The organism is Actinomadura sp. CNU-125, assembly GCF_001942465.1.
Classification (GTDB): domain Bacteria; phylum Actinomycetota; class Actinomycetes; order Streptosporangiales; family Streptosporangiaceae; genus Spirillospora.
Genome location: NZ_MKJY01000085.1, coordinates 1 through 17,769, shown reverse-complemented (window position 1 = coordinate 17,769; position 17,769 = coordinate 1). Strand labels below are relative to the sequence as shown.

20 protein-coding genes, 1 pseudogene and 1 riboswitch are annotated in these 17,769 nt (G+C 72.7%); of the genes and pseudogenes, 14 read left to right on the top strand and 7 right to left on the bottom strand.

Annotated elements, in window-relative coordinates; translation table 11 throughout:
• Window positions 1-215 (bottom strand): hypothetical protein (locus BJF79_RS59410; protein ID WP_262401864.1); only part of this gene is annotated, 215 nt, incomplete at its 3' end.
• Here BJF79_RS59410 and BJF79_RS11440 point away from each other — a divergent pair.
• From BJF79_RS11440 to BJF79_RS11420, 6 genes are all read left to right on the top strand, one after another.
• A complete protein-coding gene (locus BJF79_RS11440) occupies window positions 196-2,196 on the top strand; it encodes a right-handed parallel beta-helix repeat-containing protein (RefSeq protein WP_143219849.1) in 2,001 nt (666 codons plus the stop codon). The genes BJF79_RS59410 and BJF79_RS11440 overlap by 20 nt on opposite strands.
• Window positions 2,197-2,274: 78 nt before the next feature.
• Window positions 2,275-3,432: a right-handed parallel beta-helix repeat-containing protein gene (locus BJF79_RS11435; protein WP_075896932.1), complete on the top strand. Its 1,158-nt coding sequence runs from the start codon at window positions 2,275-2,277 to the stop codon at window positions 3,430-3,432.
• Window positions 3,433-3,471: 39 nt separating this feature from the next.
• Window positions 3,472-3,747 (top strand): hypothetical protein, encoded by a 276-nt coding sequence (locus BJF79_RS50800; protein ID WP_083733348.1) that lies wholly within the window; start codon window positions 3,472-3,474, stop codon window positions 3,745-3,747.
• Window positions 3,744-4,601 carry a right-handed parallel beta-helix repeat-containing protein gene (locus BJF79_RS11430; protein WP_083733347.1) on the top strand — a complete coding sequence of 286 codons (858 nt, stop codon included), beginning with the start codon at window positions 3,744-3,746 and terminating at the stop codon, window positions 4,599-4,601. Before BJF79_RS50800 ends, BJF79_RS11430 begins: the two co-directional genes overlap by 4 nt.
• Window positions 4,602-4,640: 39 nt before the next feature.
• Window positions 4,641-5,969, top strand: a complete 1,329-nt coding sequence (locus BJF79_RS11425) for a UDP-glucose dehydrogenase family protein (protein ID WP_075896928.1) — start codon at window positions 4,641-4,643, stop codon at window positions 5,967-5,969.
• A gap of 125 nt (window positions 5,970-6,094) precedes the next feature.
• Window positions 6,095-6,547, top strand: a complete 453-nt coding sequence (locus BJF79_RS11420; RefSeq protein WP_075896926.1) for a MarR family winged helix-turn-helix transcriptional regulator — start codon at window positions 6,095-6,097, stop codon at window positions 6,545-6,547.
• A 10-nt stretch (window positions 6,548-6,557) separates the two neighbouring features.
• Here the strand turns inward: BJF79_RS11420 and BJF79_RS11415 are convergent, their stop codons facing one another.
• The 3 genes from BJF79_RS11415 to BJF79_RS11405 are packed head-to-tail and all read right to left on the bottom strand — an operon-like array spanning window position 6,558 to window position 9,287.
• Window positions 6,558-7,418 carry an LLM class flavin-dependent oxidoreductase gene (locus tag BJF79_RS11415; RefSeq protein ID WP_075896924.1) on the bottom strand — a complete coding sequence of 287 codons (861 nt, stop codon included), beginning with the start codon at window positions 7,416-7,418 and terminating at the stop codon, window positions 6,558-6,560.
• A complete protein-coding gene (locus BJF79_RS11410; protein ID WP_075896922.1) occupies window positions 7,411-7,815 on the bottom strand; it encodes a PPOX class F420-dependent oxidoreductase in 405 nt (134 codons plus the stop codon). Before BJF79_RS11410 ends, BJF79_RS11415 begins: the two co-directional genes overlap by 8 nt.
• Window positions 7,816-7,823: 8 nt before the next feature.
• On the bottom strand, window positions 7,824-9,287 hold the full coding sequence (locus BJF79_RS11405; protein WP_075896920.1) for an MFS transporter: 1,464 nt from the start codon (window positions 9,285-9,287) through the stop codon (window positions 7,824-7,826).
• A gap of 159 nt (window positions 9,288-9,446) precedes the next feature.
• A riboswitch (guanidine-III (ykkC-III) riboswitch) is annotated at window positions 9,447-9,511 on the top strand.
• A 31-nt stretch (window positions 9,512-9,542) separates the two neighbouring features.
• Between BJF79_RS11405 and BJF79_RS11400 the strand changes: the two genes are divergently transcribed.
• From BJF79_RS11400 to BJF79_RS11385, 6 genes are all read left to right on the top strand, one after another.
• Window positions 9,543-9,866 carry a DMT family transporter gene (locus BJF79_RS11400; RefSeq protein ID WP_075896918.1) on the top strand — a complete coding sequence of 108 codons (324 nt, stop codon included), beginning with the start codon at window positions 9,543-9,545 and terminating at the stop codon, window positions 9,864-9,866.
• Window positions 9,867-9,998: 132 nt separating this feature from the next.
• Complete coding sequence (locus tag BJF79_RS59405; RefSeq protein ID WP_262401863.1) at window positions 9,999-10,370, top strand: sporulation protein; 372 nt, start codon at window positions 9,999-10,001, stop codon at window positions 10,368-10,370.
• Window positions 10,318-10,785 (top strand): sporulation protein, encoded by a 468-nt coding sequence (locus tag BJF79_RS11395; RefSeq protein ID WP_410050072.1) that lies wholly within the window; start codon window positions 10,318-10,320, stop codon window positions 10,783-10,785. The genes BJF79_RS59405 and BJF79_RS11395 overlap by 53 nt, the downstream gene beginning before the upstream one ends.
• 80 nt (window positions 10,786-10,865) lie before the next feature.
• On the top strand, window positions 10,866-11,846 hold the full coding sequence (locus tag BJF79_RS11390) for a hypothetical protein (RefSeq protein ID WP_262401862.1): 981 nt from the start codon (window positions 10,866-10,868) through the stop codon (window positions 11,844-11,846).
• A gap of 232 nt (window positions 11,847-12,078) precedes the next feature.
• The gene (locus tag BJF79_RS59400) at window positions 12,079-12,321 is read left to right on the top strand and encodes a hypothetical protein (protein WP_262401861.1); all 243 of its coding nucleotides are present in this window, start codon (window positions 12,079-12,081) and stop codon (window positions 12,319-12,321) included.
• 32 nt (window positions 12,322-12,353) lie between these two features.
• Window positions 12,354-13,100 (top strand): SDR family oxidoreductase, encoded by a 747-nt coding sequence (locus BJF79_RS11385; RefSeq protein WP_075896916.1) that lies wholly within the window; start codon window positions 12,354-12,356, stop codon window positions 13,098-13,100.
• Between the two features lie 25 nt (window positions 13,101-13,125).
• Here BJF79_RS11385 and BJF79_RS11380 read toward each other — a convergent pair whose 3' ends face one another.
• Both BJF79_RS11380 and BJF79_RS11375 read right to left on the bottom strand, forming a co-directional pair.
• Window positions 13,126-13,713 (bottom strand): response regulator, encoded by a 588-nt coding sequence (locus tag BJF79_RS11380; RefSeq protein WP_143219848.1) that lies wholly within the window; start codon window positions 13,711-13,713, stop codon window positions 13,126-13,128.
• Between the two features lie 85 nt (window positions 13,714-13,798).
• Window positions 13,799-15,058, bottom strand: a complete 1,260-nt coding sequence (locus tag BJF79_RS11375; RefSeq protein WP_075896914.1) for a sensor histidine kinase — start codon at window positions 15,056-15,058, stop codon at window positions 13,799-13,801.
• Window positions 15,059-15,409: 351 nt separating this feature from the next.
• Here BJF79_RS11375 and BJF79_RS11370 point away from each other — a divergent pair, with 351 nt between their 5' ends.
• Entirely contained in the window at window positions 15,410-16,633 is a 1,224-nt protein-coding gene (locus tag BJF79_RS11370) for a DUF418 domain-containing protein (RefSeq protein WP_083733346.1), read from the top strand.
• Between the two features lie 75 nt (window positions 16,634-16,708).
• Here BJF79_RS11370 and BJF79_RS59395 read toward each other — a convergent pair.
• Window positions 16,709-17,023: pseudogene (locus BJF79_RS59395) on the bottom strand (rhomboid family intramembrane serine protease); the annotation flags it as partial.
• Window positions 17,024-17,287: 264 nt separating this feature from the next.
• On the opposite strand from BJF79_RS59395, the gene BJF79_RS11360 reads away from it, so the two are divergent.
• Window positions 17,288-17,769, top strand: a 482-nt coding sequence (locus tag BJF79_RS11360) for an alcohol dehydrogenase catalytic domain-containing protein (protein WP_262401860.1), incomplete at its 3' end; no start/stop codon positions are given.

The window sequence follows — 17,769 nt, the reverse complement described above, 5'->3', positions numbered from 1 at the left end:
CCGGGCGTCCCGCAGCCGCCGATGGCCCCGCGCCCCCAGGCCGCCCCGCCGGCCGGACGGCCGCACGGCCCGCAGCACGCGGCGCCGAACGGGCCGAACACGACCGGGCCGCTGCCGGTGCAGCCGCCCCAGACGCCACCGCACCCGACGCCGCGCGAGCGGAGCTCCGGCAGCCGGAACGGAGGTGAGCACGCGATGAGCGCTCCCGCGAACACGCCCGCTCCGCCCGGACCCCCGGGGCAGCCCGGGGGCCGGCACGGCGCCGCCCCCGCGAAGAAGGGCCGGGGCGGCAAGGTCCTGACGACCCTGCTGGTGCTCGGCCTCGCCGGCGGCGGAACGTACGCGTACCGCGTCTACAGCGACCGGGCCCCCGAGATGCCCGGCGTGAACGAGGTGACGACGACGGCGGCGCAGCAGCAGTCGACGCTCGTCGACCAGGAGGACCTGCGGGTCATGCAGACCCGCGCCCTCCAGGAGTCCGACATCGCGGGCGGCGGCGCGGCGGCCGCGAAGGCGCGGCAGCCGCGGCTGATGAGCTCGGCGAACGGCCGGACGCTGATGCTGCCGCAGCGCCGCGAGCCGTACTACGTGACGGAGCTGCAGAAGCTCGCCGGTGAGGACTTCCAGAAGCTCGGCGACGGGTCGTACCTGCTCAACGTCAACATCATGGTGGCGGCGGGCGGCAAGCTGGTGCTGCAGAGCAGCAGCGGGCCGCTGACGATCCGGATGCGCAGCGTCCCCGGGTCGTTCACCTCGATCGTCAGCGCGGGCGGCAGCGTCCGGATCAACGGCTCGGCGCAGAACCCGGTGAACATCACCAGCTGGAACGAGTCGGCGAACGCGCCGGACACGTCGGTGAACGACGGCCGCGCCTACATCCGGGCGATCGGCGGCTCGTTCAGCATGACGTACACGAACGTGAAGCACCTGGGCTTCTGGAGCGGCCGCACCGGCGGCGTCGCGCTGACCGGCTCGGACCGTCCGGACTCGTCCGCGGAGAAGGCCGCCCAGGCCGCCGCGGCGCACAACGTGCGGATGCCGGACGGTTCGAAGGAGACGTCCCGCGGCAGCCAGGAGCAGATCGAGGTGCAGGCCGCGAACGGCTCGGGCGGCGCGACGTCGTTCTACGTGCCGCAGGCGAGCCTGGTGAGCGGGACGATCGACAACTCGACGTTCGACGGCAACGCCTACGGGATCTTCGTGACGGCGTCGAACCAGACGCGGCTCACGAACAACACGATCACGAACAGCCTCGTGAACGGGCTCCTGCTGCACCGGTTCGCGAAGAACGCGACGATCGAGAACACGACGGTGTCGCGGAGCCGCGGCGACGGGTTCGTCCTGTCGCGCGGCACCGAGGGCGTGCGGATCACCAACTGCACGTCGAAGGACAACGGCGGCAACGGCTTCACGCTGAACGGGCAGCCGCTGGCGGACGGGCCGTCCGCGTCGGGCGAGGCGACGACGGCGTTCGGCCAGAACCTCATCAGCGGCAGCGCGGCCGAGAACAACGAGCGGTACGGGTTCGAGATCCTCGGCGGCGACAAGGTGGCCGTGCAGAACAGCCGGGTGACCGGCGGCGACATGGGCATCGTGGCCCGCGAGATGGCGACCGCCGTGCAGATCTCCGGCAACCAGATCCGGGGGCCGGAGCGGCAGGGGATCGTGCTGCGCGACGGTGTCGAGGGCGGCAGCGTCGCGGGCAACGTCATCCACGGCACGCAGACGGCCCTTTACGTCCGCGACTCGTCGGTGACGCTGCAGGGCAACACCGTCCAGTCGGCGTCCCGGCACGGCGTCACGATGATCGGGGACGTCTCCGGGACGGTCGTCGCGGGAAACACCATCAGCGGTTCGGGGTCGAGTTCGCTCGACTACGACCGTGCGACGGGCCAGTACAAGAACACCGGCAACAACATCAAGGGCTGGAACAAGACCGCTGGCTTCTGGACCTGGGTCAAGCGGATCCTCAAGCCCATGAACGTGATCTGGGCGGGCGTGTTCCTGCTGGTCGCCGTCTCCATGTTCCGCTCGCGGGGCACGGGGCTGCGGATCGGCCGGCGCGGCGCCCACCCGTACGAACAGCAGGCCGTCCTCGAGGAACGCCCCGTGCGCCTGCTGCGCCGTACCGCTCCCACGGCGCCGCCGCGGCACCAGCAGCGGCAGCCCGCGGGGGGAACCCGCGTCGACCACTAGCCCGTCCCATCGGGAGGTCGGCACGGCGACCGGTACGGCAAGGACGCACCAGAGCGGATCCAAGGAGTAGACCGTCATATGACGATCAAGATCGACATCAAGTTCCTCGCGGGACTGTTCATCGGCGCCATCGTGGTGGGGTCGCTGGTGATCCTGTTCACCGGCGGCGATGACGACCCCGAGGCCGGCAACGCGTCGCAGAACTCGTCACTGGAGCCGGTCGCGCCCGAGCCGGGCGCGTCCGAGGGCGGCGACGAGGGGAACGAGGGCGACAAGGGCGACGAGGAGGGCGGCAACGCGGCCGGCCCGGCGCTGACGCTGCCCGTCCCCGAGGGCGAAGGCAAGATCAACTGCCCGTCCCCCACCAAGACCGTGAGCGACGCCGCGAGCCTGGAGACGGCGCTGCGGGGCGCCAAGGCCGGTGACGTCATCAAGATGAACCCCGGCACCTACAAGGGCAAGTTCGTCGCGAAGACCGACGGCAGCCAGCAGCAGCCGATCTACCTGTGCGGGGACGCCAAGACGGTCCTGGACGGCGGCGGCGTCGACGAGGGCTACGGCCTCCACCTGGACGGTGCGAACTACTGGCGGCTCATCGGGTTCACCGTGACCAACAGCCAGAAGGGCGTGATGGGCGACGGCACGAACGGGTCGATCATCCAGGGGCTGACCGTCCACGAGATCGGCGACGAGGCCATCCACCTGCGGAAGTTCTCCACCGGCAACACCGTCCAGTACAACAAGATCTGGAACACCGGCCTGCGCCGCGAGAAGTTCGGCGAGGGCGTCTACCTGGGCAGCGCCGAGTCCAACTTCGAGAAGATCTCCGGCGGGCAGCCCGACAAGAGCGACAACAACGTCGTGCGCGGCAACGTCATCCGGGCCACCGCCGAGGCGATCGACATCAAGGAGGGCACGTCGGGCGGGAAGATCCTGAACAACGTGTTCGACGGGTCGAAGACCGGCGGCAGCAAGCACAACGACTCGTGGATCGACGTCAAGGGCAACAACTACCTGATCCAGGGCAACAAGGGCACCGGGACGCCGCTGGACGGCTTCCAGACGCACGAGATCATGGACGGCTGGGGCAAGAACAACACGTTCACCGGCAACACCATCGACCTGAAGGGCAGCGGCGGCGTCGGGATCGCCGACACCAAGGGCGGCAACATCATCAAGTGCGACAACAAGATGGTGAACGGCGGCAAGCTCACCAAGGACGGGAAGTGCTCCTGACGCGCGGACCGCGCGGACCGGGGGTGCAGTTGGTGCATCGTGAAAATCGATCTGAAGTTCACCGGGATCCTGGTGGCCGGGGCGGCCGCCACCAGCGCCCTCGTCGTGCTCGCCACCGGCTCGGGCGGCGATCCGGAGGGCACGCCGACGGGCGGTGAGATCGTGGCGCCGCCGTCGGCGACGCGCCCGTCCCGGCCGGGACGGGCCCCGCCGGCGCGGGCGCCGGAGCGGGCGCGGACGGCGGCGGGACCCAGCGGTTCCCGCTGCCGACCTCGCCCGAGCGGATCTCCTGCCCGCAGGCCACCGTCACCGTGAAGAACGGCGTCGAGCTGCAGGAAGCCCTCAACGTGGCCGAACCGGGCACCGTCGTCCAGCTGGCGCCCGGCAAGTTCGACGGCCAGTTCCTCAGCCAGAAGTCCGGGACGGCCGACCGGCCCATCTTCGTGTGCGGCACGGACAAGTCGATCCTGGACGGCGGCGGCACCGGCGAGGGGTACGGGTTCCACCTGCAGGACGCGGCGCACTGGCGGCTGATCGGCTTCACGCTGCAGAACAGCCAGAAGGGCGTCATGTTCGACGGTACGGGCGCGTCGTTCGTCCAGGAGCTGACGATCCGCAACACCGGCGACGAGGCCGTCCACCTGCGGCGCAACAGCACGGGCAACTCCGTGCTGTTCAACACCATCTCGCACACGGGCCGCGAGAACCCCCGCTTCGGCGAGGGGGTGTACCTCGGCTCGTCCCACAACAACTGGGGCACGCTGACCAACGGCCAGCCGGACCGCAGTGACAACAACCTCGTCGCGGGGAACAAGATCAAGTCCACCGCCGAGGCGGTGGACGTCAAGGAAGGGACCGCCGGCGGCCGCATCGCGGGGAACGCCTTCGACGGCTCGGAGCTCTCCGGCGGGTTCAACGACTCGTGGGTCGACGTCAAGGGGAACGGTTACGTCATCGAGCACAACCGCGGCGCGCACACCAACGCCGACGGTTTCCAGACCCACGAGGAGTACAAGGGCTGGGGCACGCGGAACGTCTTCCGCCGCAACGTCATCGCACTGGGGGACGCCAAGGGCGTGGGGATCCGGCTGGACTCGGCCGGTAACGCGGTCGCCTGCGACAACAGGGTCTCGGGCGGCGAACTGCTCAACAAGGGGAAGTGCTCTTAGGGGCCCTACCGTCATCATCAGCAAGAAGGAGAAGTGCCAATGAATCAGGCGGACGCCCCTCGGCTGACCGTCATCGGGACCGGTTACCTCGGCGCGACGCACGCCATCTGCATGGCCGTGCTGGGCTTCGAGGTGCTCGGCGTGGACGTCGACGAGCGCAAGATCGGCAAACTCGCGTCCGGCGAGGTCCCCTTCTTCGAGCCGGGACTGCCGGAGCTGCTCACCAAGGCGCTGGAGTCGGGCCGGCTGCGCTTCACCACCTCCTTCGAGGAGGCGGGCGAGTTCGGCGACGTGCACTTCATCTGCGTGGGCACCCCGCAGCAGCCCGGTTCGGACGCGGCCGACCTCACCTACGTCGACGCGTCCGTGCGGGCCCTCGCCCCGCACCTGAACCGCCGCGCGCTCGTCGTCGGCAAGTCGACCGTCCCGGTAGGGACCGCGAAGCGGCTCACCGACGTCATCCACGAGCTGTCCCCCGTCGGCGACGAGGTCGAACTCGCGTGGAACCCCGAGTTCCTCCGCGAGGGCTTCGCCGTGGACGACACGATGCGTCCCGACCGGCTCGTGTTCGGCGTCGCGTCCGACTGGGCCGAGGAGCGGCTGCGCGCCGCGTTCCAGCCCGTCCTGGACCTCGGCACGCCGGTCGTCCGCACCGACCTGGCCACGGCCGAGCTGGTCAAGGTCGCGGCGAACTCGTTCCTGGCCACCAAGATCTCCTACATCAACGCGATGGCGGAGGTCTGCGAGGCCGTCGGCGCCGACATCAAGGACCTCGCCGACTCGCTCGCCCTCGACGACCGCATCGGCGGCAAGTTCCTCAAGCCGGGCCTCGGTTTCGGCGGCGGCTGCCTGCCGAAGGACATCCGCGCGTTCGCGCACCGCGCCGAGGAGATCGGCGTGGGGCAGGCGGTGTCGTTCCTGCGCGAGGTCGACGACATCAACCGGCGCCGCCGCGCCCGCACCGTCGACCTCGTCCGGGAGATGCTCGGCGGGATCTCCGGCAAGCGCATCGCGGCGTGGGGCGCGGCGTTCAAGCCGAACTCCGACGACATCCGGGACGCGCCCGCGCTGGACGTCGCCCGCACCATGCACGGGCTCGGCGGGCACGTCCGGGTGTTCGACCCGGCCGCGCTCGACAACGCGCGCCGCGCGTTCCCCGAGCTCCGCTACGGCGACAGCGCGTTCGACGTGGCGCGGGACGCCGACGTGGTCGTGCTGCTGACCGAGTGGTCGGACTTCCGCGAGATCGAGCCGGACGCCCTCGCCGAGGTCGTCAAGCACAAGCGGATCGTCGACGGCCGCCACGCCCTCGACGCCGACCGCTGGCGCGCCGCCGGCTGGGAGTACCGCGCGCTCGGCCGCAGCTAGTGCGCGTCCCGTCCGGCACCGGCGCCTCCGGCCGCGCTCGGCGCGGCCGGAGGCGGGGCAGGCGCCCGGTTCTCCGGCCGGTCCGGGGCGGCGGGACGCCGTTTAGACTTCGACCGGGAGGTGTGATGACGGTCGACGCGCCCGGCGGGCTCGGCATCGCCGACGCCCTGGTCCGGTTGTCGCACGTGGTGCAGCGCGTGTTCGCCGACGTCTCCCGGGAGCACGAGGTCACCCCCCAGCAGCTGCAACTGGTGTGCGTGCTGCTGGAGGGGCCGCTGGGGATGACCGGGTTGAGTCGGCTGATGAACCTGGAGAGGTCCACCATGACCGGCCTGGTGGATCGCGTGGCGAAGCGCGGGCTGGTCGCCCGGACGGCCGATCCGGCCGACCGGCGCGCCTACCTCGTCGCGCTGACCCCGGAGGGGTCCGACCTCGCGGGCCGCGCCCATGGCGACGTCGTCGCGCGGCTGGACGCGATGACGGCGCGGCTGGCGCGCGACGACCGCGACCGGCTTTCCGCGGTCGTCACGCTGCTGCTGGCCGACCAGGGTTTCGTCCGGCCGGCCGCCGCGGGCTGACGGCCCCTTCTCACCCGGCGGCGGCGCGTTCGGCCGCCACCAGTTCCCGGACGGCCGGGGCGGTCTCCTCCGCGAGCACCCGGATCGCGTGCGCGTCTTCGGTCGGCACCGTGAAGACGCTGACGCCGTGGGCGAGGGCGAGTTCGGCCAGCGCCTCGGCGGGCGCCTCCCGGCCGAGGTTGAGCAGGCGGCGGACGTCCCGCGGGGAGCGGCCCGCCTCGGCGGCGGCCTCGTCGATCACGGCGTTGCCCCGCGCGAGCGCGTCGGGCCGTCCGAGGCTCGGCAGGGACGGCAGCCAGCCGTCCGCGGTCCGGCCCACCAGGCGGAGCATCCGGGGCTTGTACGCGCCGACCCAGATGCCGATGTCGTGCGCGGGGCGTGGGCCGCGCGGCAGGCCGTCGACCCGGTAGTGCCGCCCCGCGACGCCGATCGTTCCGGGCGTCGCGGTGTCCCAGGACGCGCGGATGATCCCGATGGCCTCCTCCAGCGCTTCGACGGCCTCGCCCGGGGCGCGGCGCGGCCCGCCCATCGCCGCGATGGCGTCGCCGAATCCGCCCGCGCCGAGGCCGAGTTCCAGGCGTCCGCCGCTGAGGAGGTCCAGGCTCGCCGCCGCCTGCGCGAGGACGGCCGGCGGCCGCAGCGGGATCGGATGGACGTTGCCCGCCAGCCGGATGCGGTCGGTGGCGGCGGCGACGTAGCCGAGGAGCGTCCAGGTGTCCAGGAAGGCGGGCTGGTAGGGGTGGTCCTGGAAGGTGACCAGGTCCAGGCCCGCGTGCTCGGCCTCGCGGGCGAGGGCGACCACCGCGGCCGGGTCGTGGGCGGCCGGGACGACGTTGGCGGCGAACCGCACCGGATGCCGGTAGTCAGGCATGGCCGCCCGCCTCGACGTCCCGGGCCCGGTAGGTGTCCTCGATGGCGGCGCCGTCGTGCAGTCCCCAGCTCACGACGCGTTCGGGGATCAGGCGGATGTGGGCCGCCGGGCCGGGGACGGCCTCGGCGCGGCCCCGGATCTCGATCCCGCGCGGCCGCCACGGCGGCAGCACGTCGTCGATGACCAGGGCCGCCCGGCCGGTGGCGGCGACGTCGCGGAACTTCTTCGACCGGCCGAAGCCGCGGCCGCCGATTTCGAGGTGCGCGGCGCCCGGGGCGAGCGACCAGCCGAGGGGGACGACGTGCGGCATGCCGTCCGTCCCGACCGTGGCGAGCCGCCCGAGCCGGTGCGGGTCGTCGCGCAGGTAGGCGAGTTCGGCCGCGCTGAAGACGCTCATGGTGGGTCTCACTTCGCTTTCTCATGCCGTTCGGTGCGGGCGGTGCCGGGAGCCGCGGCGGTGGCGGCGGCCGCGCGGCGGCGGACGGCGCGGAGGGCGGCCGCGACGCCGAGCACCCCGGTGGCCGCCGCGAGCCAGAACAGCGTGGTGTAGGCGGAGTCGGGGGTCGCGCCGCGCGGGGCGTCGGCGGAGGCGAGGACGGCGGCGGCGAGCGCGGTGCCGACGGCGCTGCCGACGGTGCGGGCGATGTTGTTCAGGCCGTTGGCGGTGCCGGTGCGCTCCAGCGGCACGATGTCGGCGATCAGCTTGGGCAGCGCGCCCATCACCAGGCCCGTCCCGGCGCCGACGACCGTGTAGAACACCACGTGCTGCCACATGGCGTCGTGGGCGAGGGCGAACAGCACCGATCCGGCGGTGATGAGGCCGAACCCGATCGCCATCGGCCAGCGGGGGCCGAGCGCCGTGGTGAGCCGCCCGACCGCCGTCCCGGCGGGGATCACCGCGAGCATGCCCGCGAGCATCAGCAGTCCCGCCACGGTGACCGACGATCCGAACCCGACGCCGGTGTCGCCGGGCGGCTGCTGCGCGTACAGCGGCAGCGCCAGGTAGAAGAAGTAGGAGCCGGTGCCGAACAGGAACGCGCCGAGGTGCGTCATCAGCATCGGACGGTCGGTCAGCTCCGCGACGTCGATGAGGGCGTCGCGCTTCGTCCGTTCGACGGCGATGAGCGCGGCGAACAGCAGCACGCCGAGCGCGAGGAGCGCCGTCACCCGTCCGGACGTCCAGCCCCAGGACGGGCCCTTGGCGAGGGCCAGCAGGACCGAGACGAGGCTTCCGCCCAGCAGCACGGTGCCCGGCAGGTCGATCCCGGCCGGGGCGGTGCGCCGGTCGGCCGGCACCCAGAACGCGGCCAGCGCCAGGCTGACCAGGGCGAGCACGGTGCCGAGGCCGAACAGCCAGCGCCAGGACAGGTGGTCGGCGAGCAGCCCGCCGATGATCAGCCCGGCGCCCGCCCCGGCGCCGACGATCCCCGACACCAGCCCCATCGCGAACGGCAGCCGGACGACGGGCAGCGCCTCGCGCAGGATCGCCATCGACAGCGGCACCAGTGCCAGGGCGGCGCCCTGCAGGACGCGGGCGGCGATGAGCTGCCCGATGTTCTGCGACGCCGCGGCGGCCGCCATCCCGGCCGCGTAGACGACCAGCACCGCGAGGATCACGCGGCGCTTGCCGTACTGGTCGCCGAGCCGTCCCAGCAGCGGGGTGAGGACGGCGCTGGACAGCAGGAAGGCGGTGAGGATCCAGGCGGCCGCGGACGGCGTGGTGTGCAGCCCGGCCTCCAGCACCTTCAGCGCCGGAACCACCACGGTCTGCATGAGGGCGTATCCGAACACCGCCACCACCAGGGCGACCAGGGTCTTGGTCCCGGTGTTCCCGGCGGCTTCGGACGTTCCGGCGCGGCCGGGGCTCATCGGGCACCGCCGTGCGTCGTGTGGTCGGCCATCGATGCTCCTTGGTTCGTAGTGCTTAATATACGTAGTACGTAATATACGTAGTGCGAAGCAGATTAGTTTGTACTACGAACTAGTGCAACCCTGGGAACAGCGGCGGCGGGCCGGACGTTGGAACCGGCTGAGGGCGATCTCCGCCTTCCCGGACGAGGTGCGCCGTACCCGGCACGACAAGACGACGCTGACCGCAGTCGTCTCGTCCACCGGGAGCAGATCGTGGCCTGGATCCTCGTCATCGTCGCCGGCCTCTTCGAAGTGGCCATGGCCCTGTGCCTGAAGGCCAGCAAGGGCTTCACCGAGCCGTGGCCGTCCGTCGGCTTCCTCGTCTTCGCCGTGACCAGTTTCGGACTGCTGAACATGGCGCTCCGCACCCTCGACGTCGGGACGGCCTACGCCGTCTGGGTCGGGATCGGCGCCGTGGGCACCGCCGCGCTCGGCATGCTGCTGATGGGCGACGACGTGTCGGCGTTGAAGATCGGTGCGCTGGCCTGCATCATCGTGGGCGTCGTCGGCCTGAACCTGGCCGGGGGCGGCCACTGACGCCGCGGCCGTCCGAAACGGGCCTTTCACATGGGCCGATCTTCCGACATGGTGGAACGCGCACCCCGACATATGCGTCTATGTGTCGAGAGCGCCAGGGGGCGTTCGGGCACCACCACGGGAGGTAGGACCTTGGTCTTCAAGAAGATCCGCCAGGCGATGGGCATCGGCGGCCCGCAGATCGAGACGACGCTGCAGAACCCGAACACCCAGCCGGGCGGCGTCGTCCGGGGTGAGATCACGCTGATCGGCGGGGAGCACGACAGCGACATCAAGTCGCTGAACCTGGCGCTGCGCAGCCGGGTCGAGGTCGAGTCGGGCGACTCCGAGCACGTCGCCAACCTGGAGTACGCGAGGGGTGTCGCTCGCGGGCGGCTTCGAGCTGGACGACGGCTCGCGGCACAGCATCCCGTTCGAGTTCGCCATCCCGTGGGAAGCCCCCCTCACGCACATGTACGGGCGTCCGCTGCTGGGCACCACCGTCGGCCTCGCCACCGAGCTTGAGGTCGCCGGCGCGGTCGACCCGGGCGACCTCGACCCGATCGTCGTGCAGCCGCTGCCCGCGCAGGAGCGCCTCCTGGAGGCGTTCGGCAACCTCGGCTTCCGCTTCCGCAACGCCGACTGCGAGAAGGGCCGCATCTACGGCGTCAACCAGAAGCTGCCGTTCTACCAGGAGATCGAGTTCACCCCGCCCCCGCAGTACGCGAGCGGCATCAAGCAGCTCGAAGTGACGTTCGTCGCCTACCCCGACTCCATGGACGTCGTCCTGGAGCTCGACAAGCGCGGCGGCATGTTCACCGAGGGCCACGACTCGTTCAGCCGCTTCAAGGTCGACTACGCGACCGTCGGCAACACCGACTGGGAGGGGCAGCTCAACGGGTTCCTCCAGGACGCCGGGCGCCGGAAGGGCTTCTTCTAAGCGGTACCGGAGACCACGTCGTGCCGCCGATCCCCTCCGCGATCTTGATCGCGGAGGGGATGCGCGTAGAAAGAGAGCCTGTGACCCCGCCCCCCGGTTTGACCCACGCGGAAGAACGCCTGTGGGCCGCGTTCCCCACCGGCACGACGCTCGTCCTCGGCGACGACCTCCCCGAAGGCCCGCTCCCCGACCGGATCGTCCGCGCGGACGTCCTCACCCGGCTGCTGCTCGGCGCCTGCGAGACCCGGCCCGGCTCGGTCGCCGCGCTGAAGCTGCGCGGCGCCTACATCGTCGGGCAGATCGACGTGTCCGGCGGCACCGTCGAGCACGAACTGCGGCTCGAACGCTGCAGGCTGGTGGAGGAACCCGACCTGTCCAACGCCGACACCCGCCAGCTTCGGTTCGCCGACTGCCGGATGCCCGGTTTCGACGGCGGCGGGCTGCGCGCGGACGGCTACCTCAGCCTGTCCGGCTCGACGATCGAGGGCCAGGTGCGGCTGCCGCGCGCCCAGCTCTCGGGCGGGCTGCGGATGAACGGGACGCGCATCACCTCGGTCGACCCGGACAAGTGGGCGCTGTTCAGCGGCGGGCTCGTCGTGGACGTCGGCACGTTCATCCGCGACGCCGAGATCACCGGCGGCGTCCGGTTCGTCGGAGCCCGCATGAACGGCGGACTGTTCATGGAACGGACCGTCCTGTCGAATCCGGGACGGATCGCCATGGACGCGCAGAACATGGTGGTCGAGGACGCCGCCGAGTTCAGCGCCGGGTTCACCGCGCGCGGGACGGTCCGGCTGCGCAGCGCCCGCTTCAACGGGATCCTGTCGTTCTCGAAAGGCGTCCTCGACTCCACCGACCCGACGCGGATGTCGCTGCACGCGTCCCACATGTACGCCGACGAACTGCTGCTGTGGACGTCGGAGAAGATCCAGGGCCGGGTGTCGCTGTCGTACTCGCGCGTCGGCGTGCTGCACGACCACCCGTCCGTCTGGCCGGACGAGCTGTTCCTGAACGGCCTCGTGTACGAGACGCTCCGGGGCGCGAGTTCCGGGACCGGCTGACCTGGGTCTCCCGCGACCCGCAGTTCCACCTGCAGCCGTACGAGCAGCTCGCCGCCTGGTACCACGGCGGCGGCTCCGACGACCTCGCCCGCAAGGTGCAGCTCGCCAAGCTGCGCGCGCGCGCCGCAAGCTGAACTTCGTCGGGCGCTCCTGGAACCACCTCCTCGACTGGACGGTCGGCTACGGCTACCGTCCGTGGCTCGCCTTCGCGTGGTTCGCGTTCCTGCTCGCCGTGGGCACGATCGTGTTCTCCATCGAGAAGCCGCACGCCATCCGGCCGCCGGACGAGCTGCCCGACTTCCACGCGCTCGTCTACTCCCTCGACCTGCTCATCCCCCTCGACACGTTCGGGCAGCAGCTCACCTACGACGCGGTCGGCTGGTCCCGGTGGGTCGCCTACCTGCTCGTCGCGACCGGCTGGGTGCTGGCCACCGCGCTGATCGCGGGGGTGACGCGCGTCCTGCGCCCGAACTGACCGCGTGCCCCGACCCGGCACAATGGGTGACCATGGGCACGTATCTGATCACGGGGGCGACCGGCGGAATCGGCACGGCGGTCGCGGAACTGCTCCGGGGCCGCGGCCACGACCTGATCCTCACCGGACGGTCGACCGAGCGGCTCGACGCGCTGACCACGGCGCTGCGGACCGGCGCCCATGCCAACACCCAGATCTTCTCGCCGCTGGAGATGGCGGCGCAGAGCACCGGCGCGTCGATCACCACGGTCGCGCTCGACCTCGCCGAACCCCGCAGGCTGGAGGCGTCCCTCGCCTCCGCGCACGTCCCCGGACGGCTGGACGGGCTGATCCACGCCGCCGGGACCGTGCGGCTGTCGCCGGTCGCCGACCTCGACGTCGACACGTGGCAGGAGCACCTGTCGACGAACCTGGTGTCGGCCGCCGAGCTGACCCGGCTGCTGCTGCCGCCGCTGCGCGCCGCGCAGGGGCACGTCGTGTTCGTGAACTCCACGGCCGGGCTGCGCGCGAACCCGAACTGGGCGGCGTACGCGGCGAGCAAGTACGGCATGCGGGCGCTGGCCGACTCGCTGCGCGCCGAGGAGCCGGCGCTGCGCGTCACCACGCTGTTCCCCGGGCGGACGGCGACCGCCATGCAGCGGCGGGTCCGCTCCCAGGAGGGCCGCGGCTACGACCCGGACGACTTCGCCGCCCCGGCGACCGTCGCGCGCGTCCTCGTCGCGGCGCTGGAGACGCCCCGGGACGCGGTGGTCTCCGAGGTCACGGTCCGCCCGAGGTAGCCGCCCCGGGGCCGCGCCCGCACCGTCACGGCCGGTCGCGGCCCGGCAGCAGGCCCCGTTCTCCGGCCACGACCACGGCGGACGTCCGGTCGGACACGCCGAGCTTGGCGAAGATCCGCACGAGGTGGGTCTTCACGGTGGCCTCGCTGAGGAACAGGGCGGCGGCGACCTCGCGGTTGCTCGCGCCTCCGGCGACCAGGGTCAGCACCTCGATCTCGCGCTCGCTCAGCGTCCCCGCGGGCGGCCGGGCGGGCGCGCGGACGCGGGCGATGAGCCGGGCCGCCGCCGTCGGGGCCAGCACGCTGCGCCCGTGCGCGGCGGCCCGCAGCCCCCGGAACAGCTCCTCGCGCGGCGAGTCCTTCAGCAGGTAGCCGACCGCCCCGGCGTTGATCGCCGGGACGACGTCGGCGGCGCCGTCGTAGGTGGTGAGCACCAGCACGCGGGCCCGCGGCGCCGTCTCGGCGAGCCGTTCGATCAGGGCGAGGCCGTCCATACCCGGCATCCGCAGGTCGCTCAGCACGACGTCGGGGCGCGTCCGCCCGACGACGGCGAGGGCCTCTGCGCCGTCGGCGGCCTCCCCCACGACCTCGATGTCGGGCTGCTCGCCGAGCATGGCGAGCAGCGGCGCGGCACCACCGGGTGGTCGTCGACGACGACCACCCGGACGACCTCCGCCCCGTCGCCCGCGGTCTCGTCGCTCACGATCGTTCCCCCTCGTCCGCTTCGTCCGCTTCGGGGCGCAGCGCCGGGACGGTCACGCTCAGCGCCGTGCCGCGTCCGGGCGCCGACTCGACGGTCAGCGTCCCGGCGACGCGGGTGACGCGGTGCCGCATCGCCGACAGGCCGAACCCGCCGTGCTCGGACGCACCGGACGGCGCGTCCGGATCGAAGCCGACGCCGTCGTCGAGCACGTCGAGCGCGACCACGTCGTCCATGAACGACAGCGTGACGCGGACCTGCCCGGCCCGCGCGTGCCGCGCCACGTTCGCCAGCGCCTCCTGCGTCGCGCGCAGGATCGTCTCCTCGGCGTCCGGGCGCAGCCGGACGGGCGCCCCGGTGGCGGTCACGGTGGCGCGGGCGCCGTTGTCGGTCCGCCAGCGCTCGACCACGGCCGCGAGCGTCTCCGCCAGCGTCCCGTCGTCGAGCGGGGCGGGCCGCAGGGCCAGCATCCAGCGGCGGGCCTCGGCCAGGTTCTCCCGGGCGGCGCGCCGCGCGACGTCGACATGGCCGCGCGCCGGATGCTCCGGCGGGACGTGCCCGTCCGCGGCCTCCAGGTGGGTGAGGATCCCGGCGAGGCCCTGGGCCAGGGTGTCGTGCAGCTCCCGCGCCATGCGGGTGCGTTCCGTCAGGACGCCCGATTCCCTGGCGCGTTCCAGCAGTTCGTCCTGGAGCCCCGCGTTCGTCCGGGCGAGTTCGGACATGCGCGCGTGGGCGGCGGCGAGTTCGTCGTAGGCCAGGCGGCGGCGCCGGGCCTCCGCCTCCACCGCACGCAGGGCTCCCCCGACGGCGCAGACCAGGACGGTGCTGCCGCAGGCCGAGGCCAGGGGGCCGGGCAACGCCCACCAGTCAGCGCCGAGCGCGGACGGGACGGCGAGCGCCGCGCTGGTGGCCACCACGCCCACGTAGGCCAGCCGGCCCGGCAGGGTCACGAACGCGGTCGGGTAGCAGGCGGCCAGCAGGACGAAGTAGACGGAATCGCGCACGTACAGCGCCCCGGCCAGGCCGAGCAGCACGGTGAAGTACAGCGTCATCGGCACCGCGCGCCGCTCGGGCCAGCCCGGGTGCGCCGTGACCATCCACCAGTGCCAGCCGACGACCAGCGCCGACAGCGCGAGGGTGAGCGGCGCGGGTTCCCGCAGGGCCGCGCTCGGCGCCGCGACCGCCACCGCGAGGTAGGGCGACAGCAGCCAGACGCGGTCCCATCTGCTCTGCGAGCTGCCGTCGGCGTGGGCGTCCACCTGGTCCCCCGTTCCCGGAGCGCGATTCGGGTGCGCTTGTAGTATCGCCGCCCCGCCCGTCCGTCCGGGCCTGCCGACCGGCGGCGATTCAACCGTTCGGACGACACGCGAACCGTCCGTGCCCGGCCTCGGGGATGCCGTCGGCCTCCCGCCCAGACGCGGAGAAACCCCTGGTAGTCGACCTGCATGGGGCGGTCATGATGCCGAGCCCCGGTGTCGTCCCGCCCGTACTCGCCTGTCGGCGCCGTTTCGACGGCGCGCACCCGGTCCCGGGGAGATTCAACCGGTTGAATCTCCGGTGGCCCGTTCAGCGGATATGTCGCCGCGTTCCGCGATTCCAGACTCACCGGCATGGACGACACGAAACCCAATGTTCGGCGGGCGGCGGCGAGGCCCGCCGCACCCGCACCGATCCCTGAACGAGAGCGGTCGCTCGCCCCGGACCTGGCGCGCGGGGCCGCGCTTCTGGGCATCGCGCTGGCGAACTCGGTGTACTACGTGAACGCCGCCGAGTACGGCGCGCGTTCGCGCCCGCTCGGCGGCTCCTCCGTGGACCGGGCGGTGGACCTGCTCCTCGTGGCGCTGGTGGACGCCCGGTGGCTGCCCCTGTTCGCGGCGCTGTTCGGCTACGGCGCGATGCTCACGGTGCGCCGCCGGGCGGCGGACCGCACGTCCGACGCGGCGCGCGGGGTGCTGCGGCGGCGGTCGGGCTGGCTCGCCGGGTTCGGCCTGGTCCACGTGCTGCTGCTCTTCGGCGGCGACATCCTCGCCATCTACGGCGTCCTCGGCTTCGGCCTGCTCCTCGCGGTGCGGGCCGCGGACCGGTCGCTGCTCGTCTCGGCGGGCGCCGTCGCCGCCGTCGCCGCGCCGCTGGGCGCGCTCGTGAGCATGCCCCCGTTCGACGGGGCGGTGCGCAACGGCATCCCGTCGCTGCTGGCGGAGGGGCCGTGGGACGCGCTCGTCCTGCGGGTCACCGCGTGGCCGCTCGACTTCCTGCTGCTCGCACCGTCGGCGTTCGCGCCGATGCTGGTGGGGGTCTGGGTCGCGCGGCGGGGCTTCCTCGACGACCCGGGGCGGCACCGGCGCCTGCTACGGCGCACCGCCCTGACGGGCGTCGCGCTCGGCGCGGCGGGCGGCGTTCCGCTCGGGCTCATCGCCGCCGGGTTCTGGAGCACCGGTGCCCCGACGACGCTCGCGGCCTCGCTCCTGCACGTTCTCACCGGGTTCGCCGGGGCGGCGGGCGCCGGCGCCGCCTTCGCCCTGGCCGCGACCCGGACGGCCGGACGGGCCGGGCCGGTCGTGCGGGCGCTCACCGCGACCGGACGCCGCTCGCTGTCGTGCTACCTCGCCCAGTCGGTCGTGTTCGTCGCCCTGTTCGTGGGGTACGCGGGCGGGCTCGGGGACGACGTCGGAACCGCCGCGATGGCCGTCGCGGCCCTGGCGACCTGGCTGCTGACCGTCGTCGCCGCCGACCTCGCGGCGCGGCGCGGGCACCGGGGGCCCGCGGAGACGCTGCTGCGGCGGCTCGTCTACCGGCGGCGCGGCGCGGCGGAGGTCACGGCAGGTCCGCGATAGCGGGCTTGTCCGGGCGCGGCGCAGCGCCCAGGCGCCGAGGACGCCGCCGATCAGGCCGAACAGGTGGCCCTGCCACGAGATGGCGGGGTCGCTCGGCAGGACGCCGAGCAGCATCGTGCCGTAGACGGCGACGACGCCGACGGCGATCGCGACGTCGACCAGGCGGCGCTCGAACACCCCGCGGCCGAGCAGGTAGCCGAAGAACCCGAAGATCAGGATGCTCGACCCGAGGGTGTTCGCGGAGCTGGTGAACCACACGCCGAGCCCGCCGACCACGATCACGATCAGGCTCGCGACGAGGAACTTGGCGATGCCGCGGGTGGCGGCGAGGAACCCGAGGATCAGGAACGGGATCGTGTTCGCGATCAGGTGCCCGAACCCGGCGTGCATGAACGGCGCGGTGAAGATGTCCGGAAGGTCGTTGACGTTCCAGGGGTCGATGCCGAACCGGTCGAACCACCCGTTCGCCACGTAGTCGACCGCTTCCAGGACCCACATCACCGCGGTGACGGACAGGACCAGGACGGCCGATCCCAGCGCGCGCGCCCCGTGCTTCGCGAGGCCGCCTGAACGATGCCGCTCGGGGGTGTAGTCCATACCATCCCAACGTACATGCACGCGAATTGGTTGCGGCATGCTGATCGGATGCGTGCGATGGTCTGCGAGGAACTCGGTTCCCTCGCCCTCAAGGAGACGCCGACCCCCGAGCCCGGGCCCGGCCAGGTACTGATCACGGTGGAGGCGGCGGGCGTCAACTACGTGGACGCCCTGTTCATGCAGGGCCGGTACCAGATCAAGCCACCGCTGCCGTTCGTCCCCGGCAGCGAGGTCGCGGGGACGCTGCCGTCCGGGGAGCGGGTGCTGGCGATGTGCGGGCTCGGCGGGTTCGCCTCGCACGTCGCGGTGCCGGAGGCGGCGGCGGTGCCGATCCCGGACGCGCTGGGCGCGGCCGAGGCGGCGGTGTTCACGCAGAGCCACTGCACGGCCCTGTTCGGGCTGCGCGACCGGGCGGGCCTGCGGGCGGGCGAGTCGGTGCTGGTGCTGGGCGCCGGTGGCGGGACGGGCCTGGCGGCGGTGCGGGTCGCGACGGCGCTCGGGGCGCGGGTGCTGGCCGCGGCGTCCGTCCGGGCCGAAGC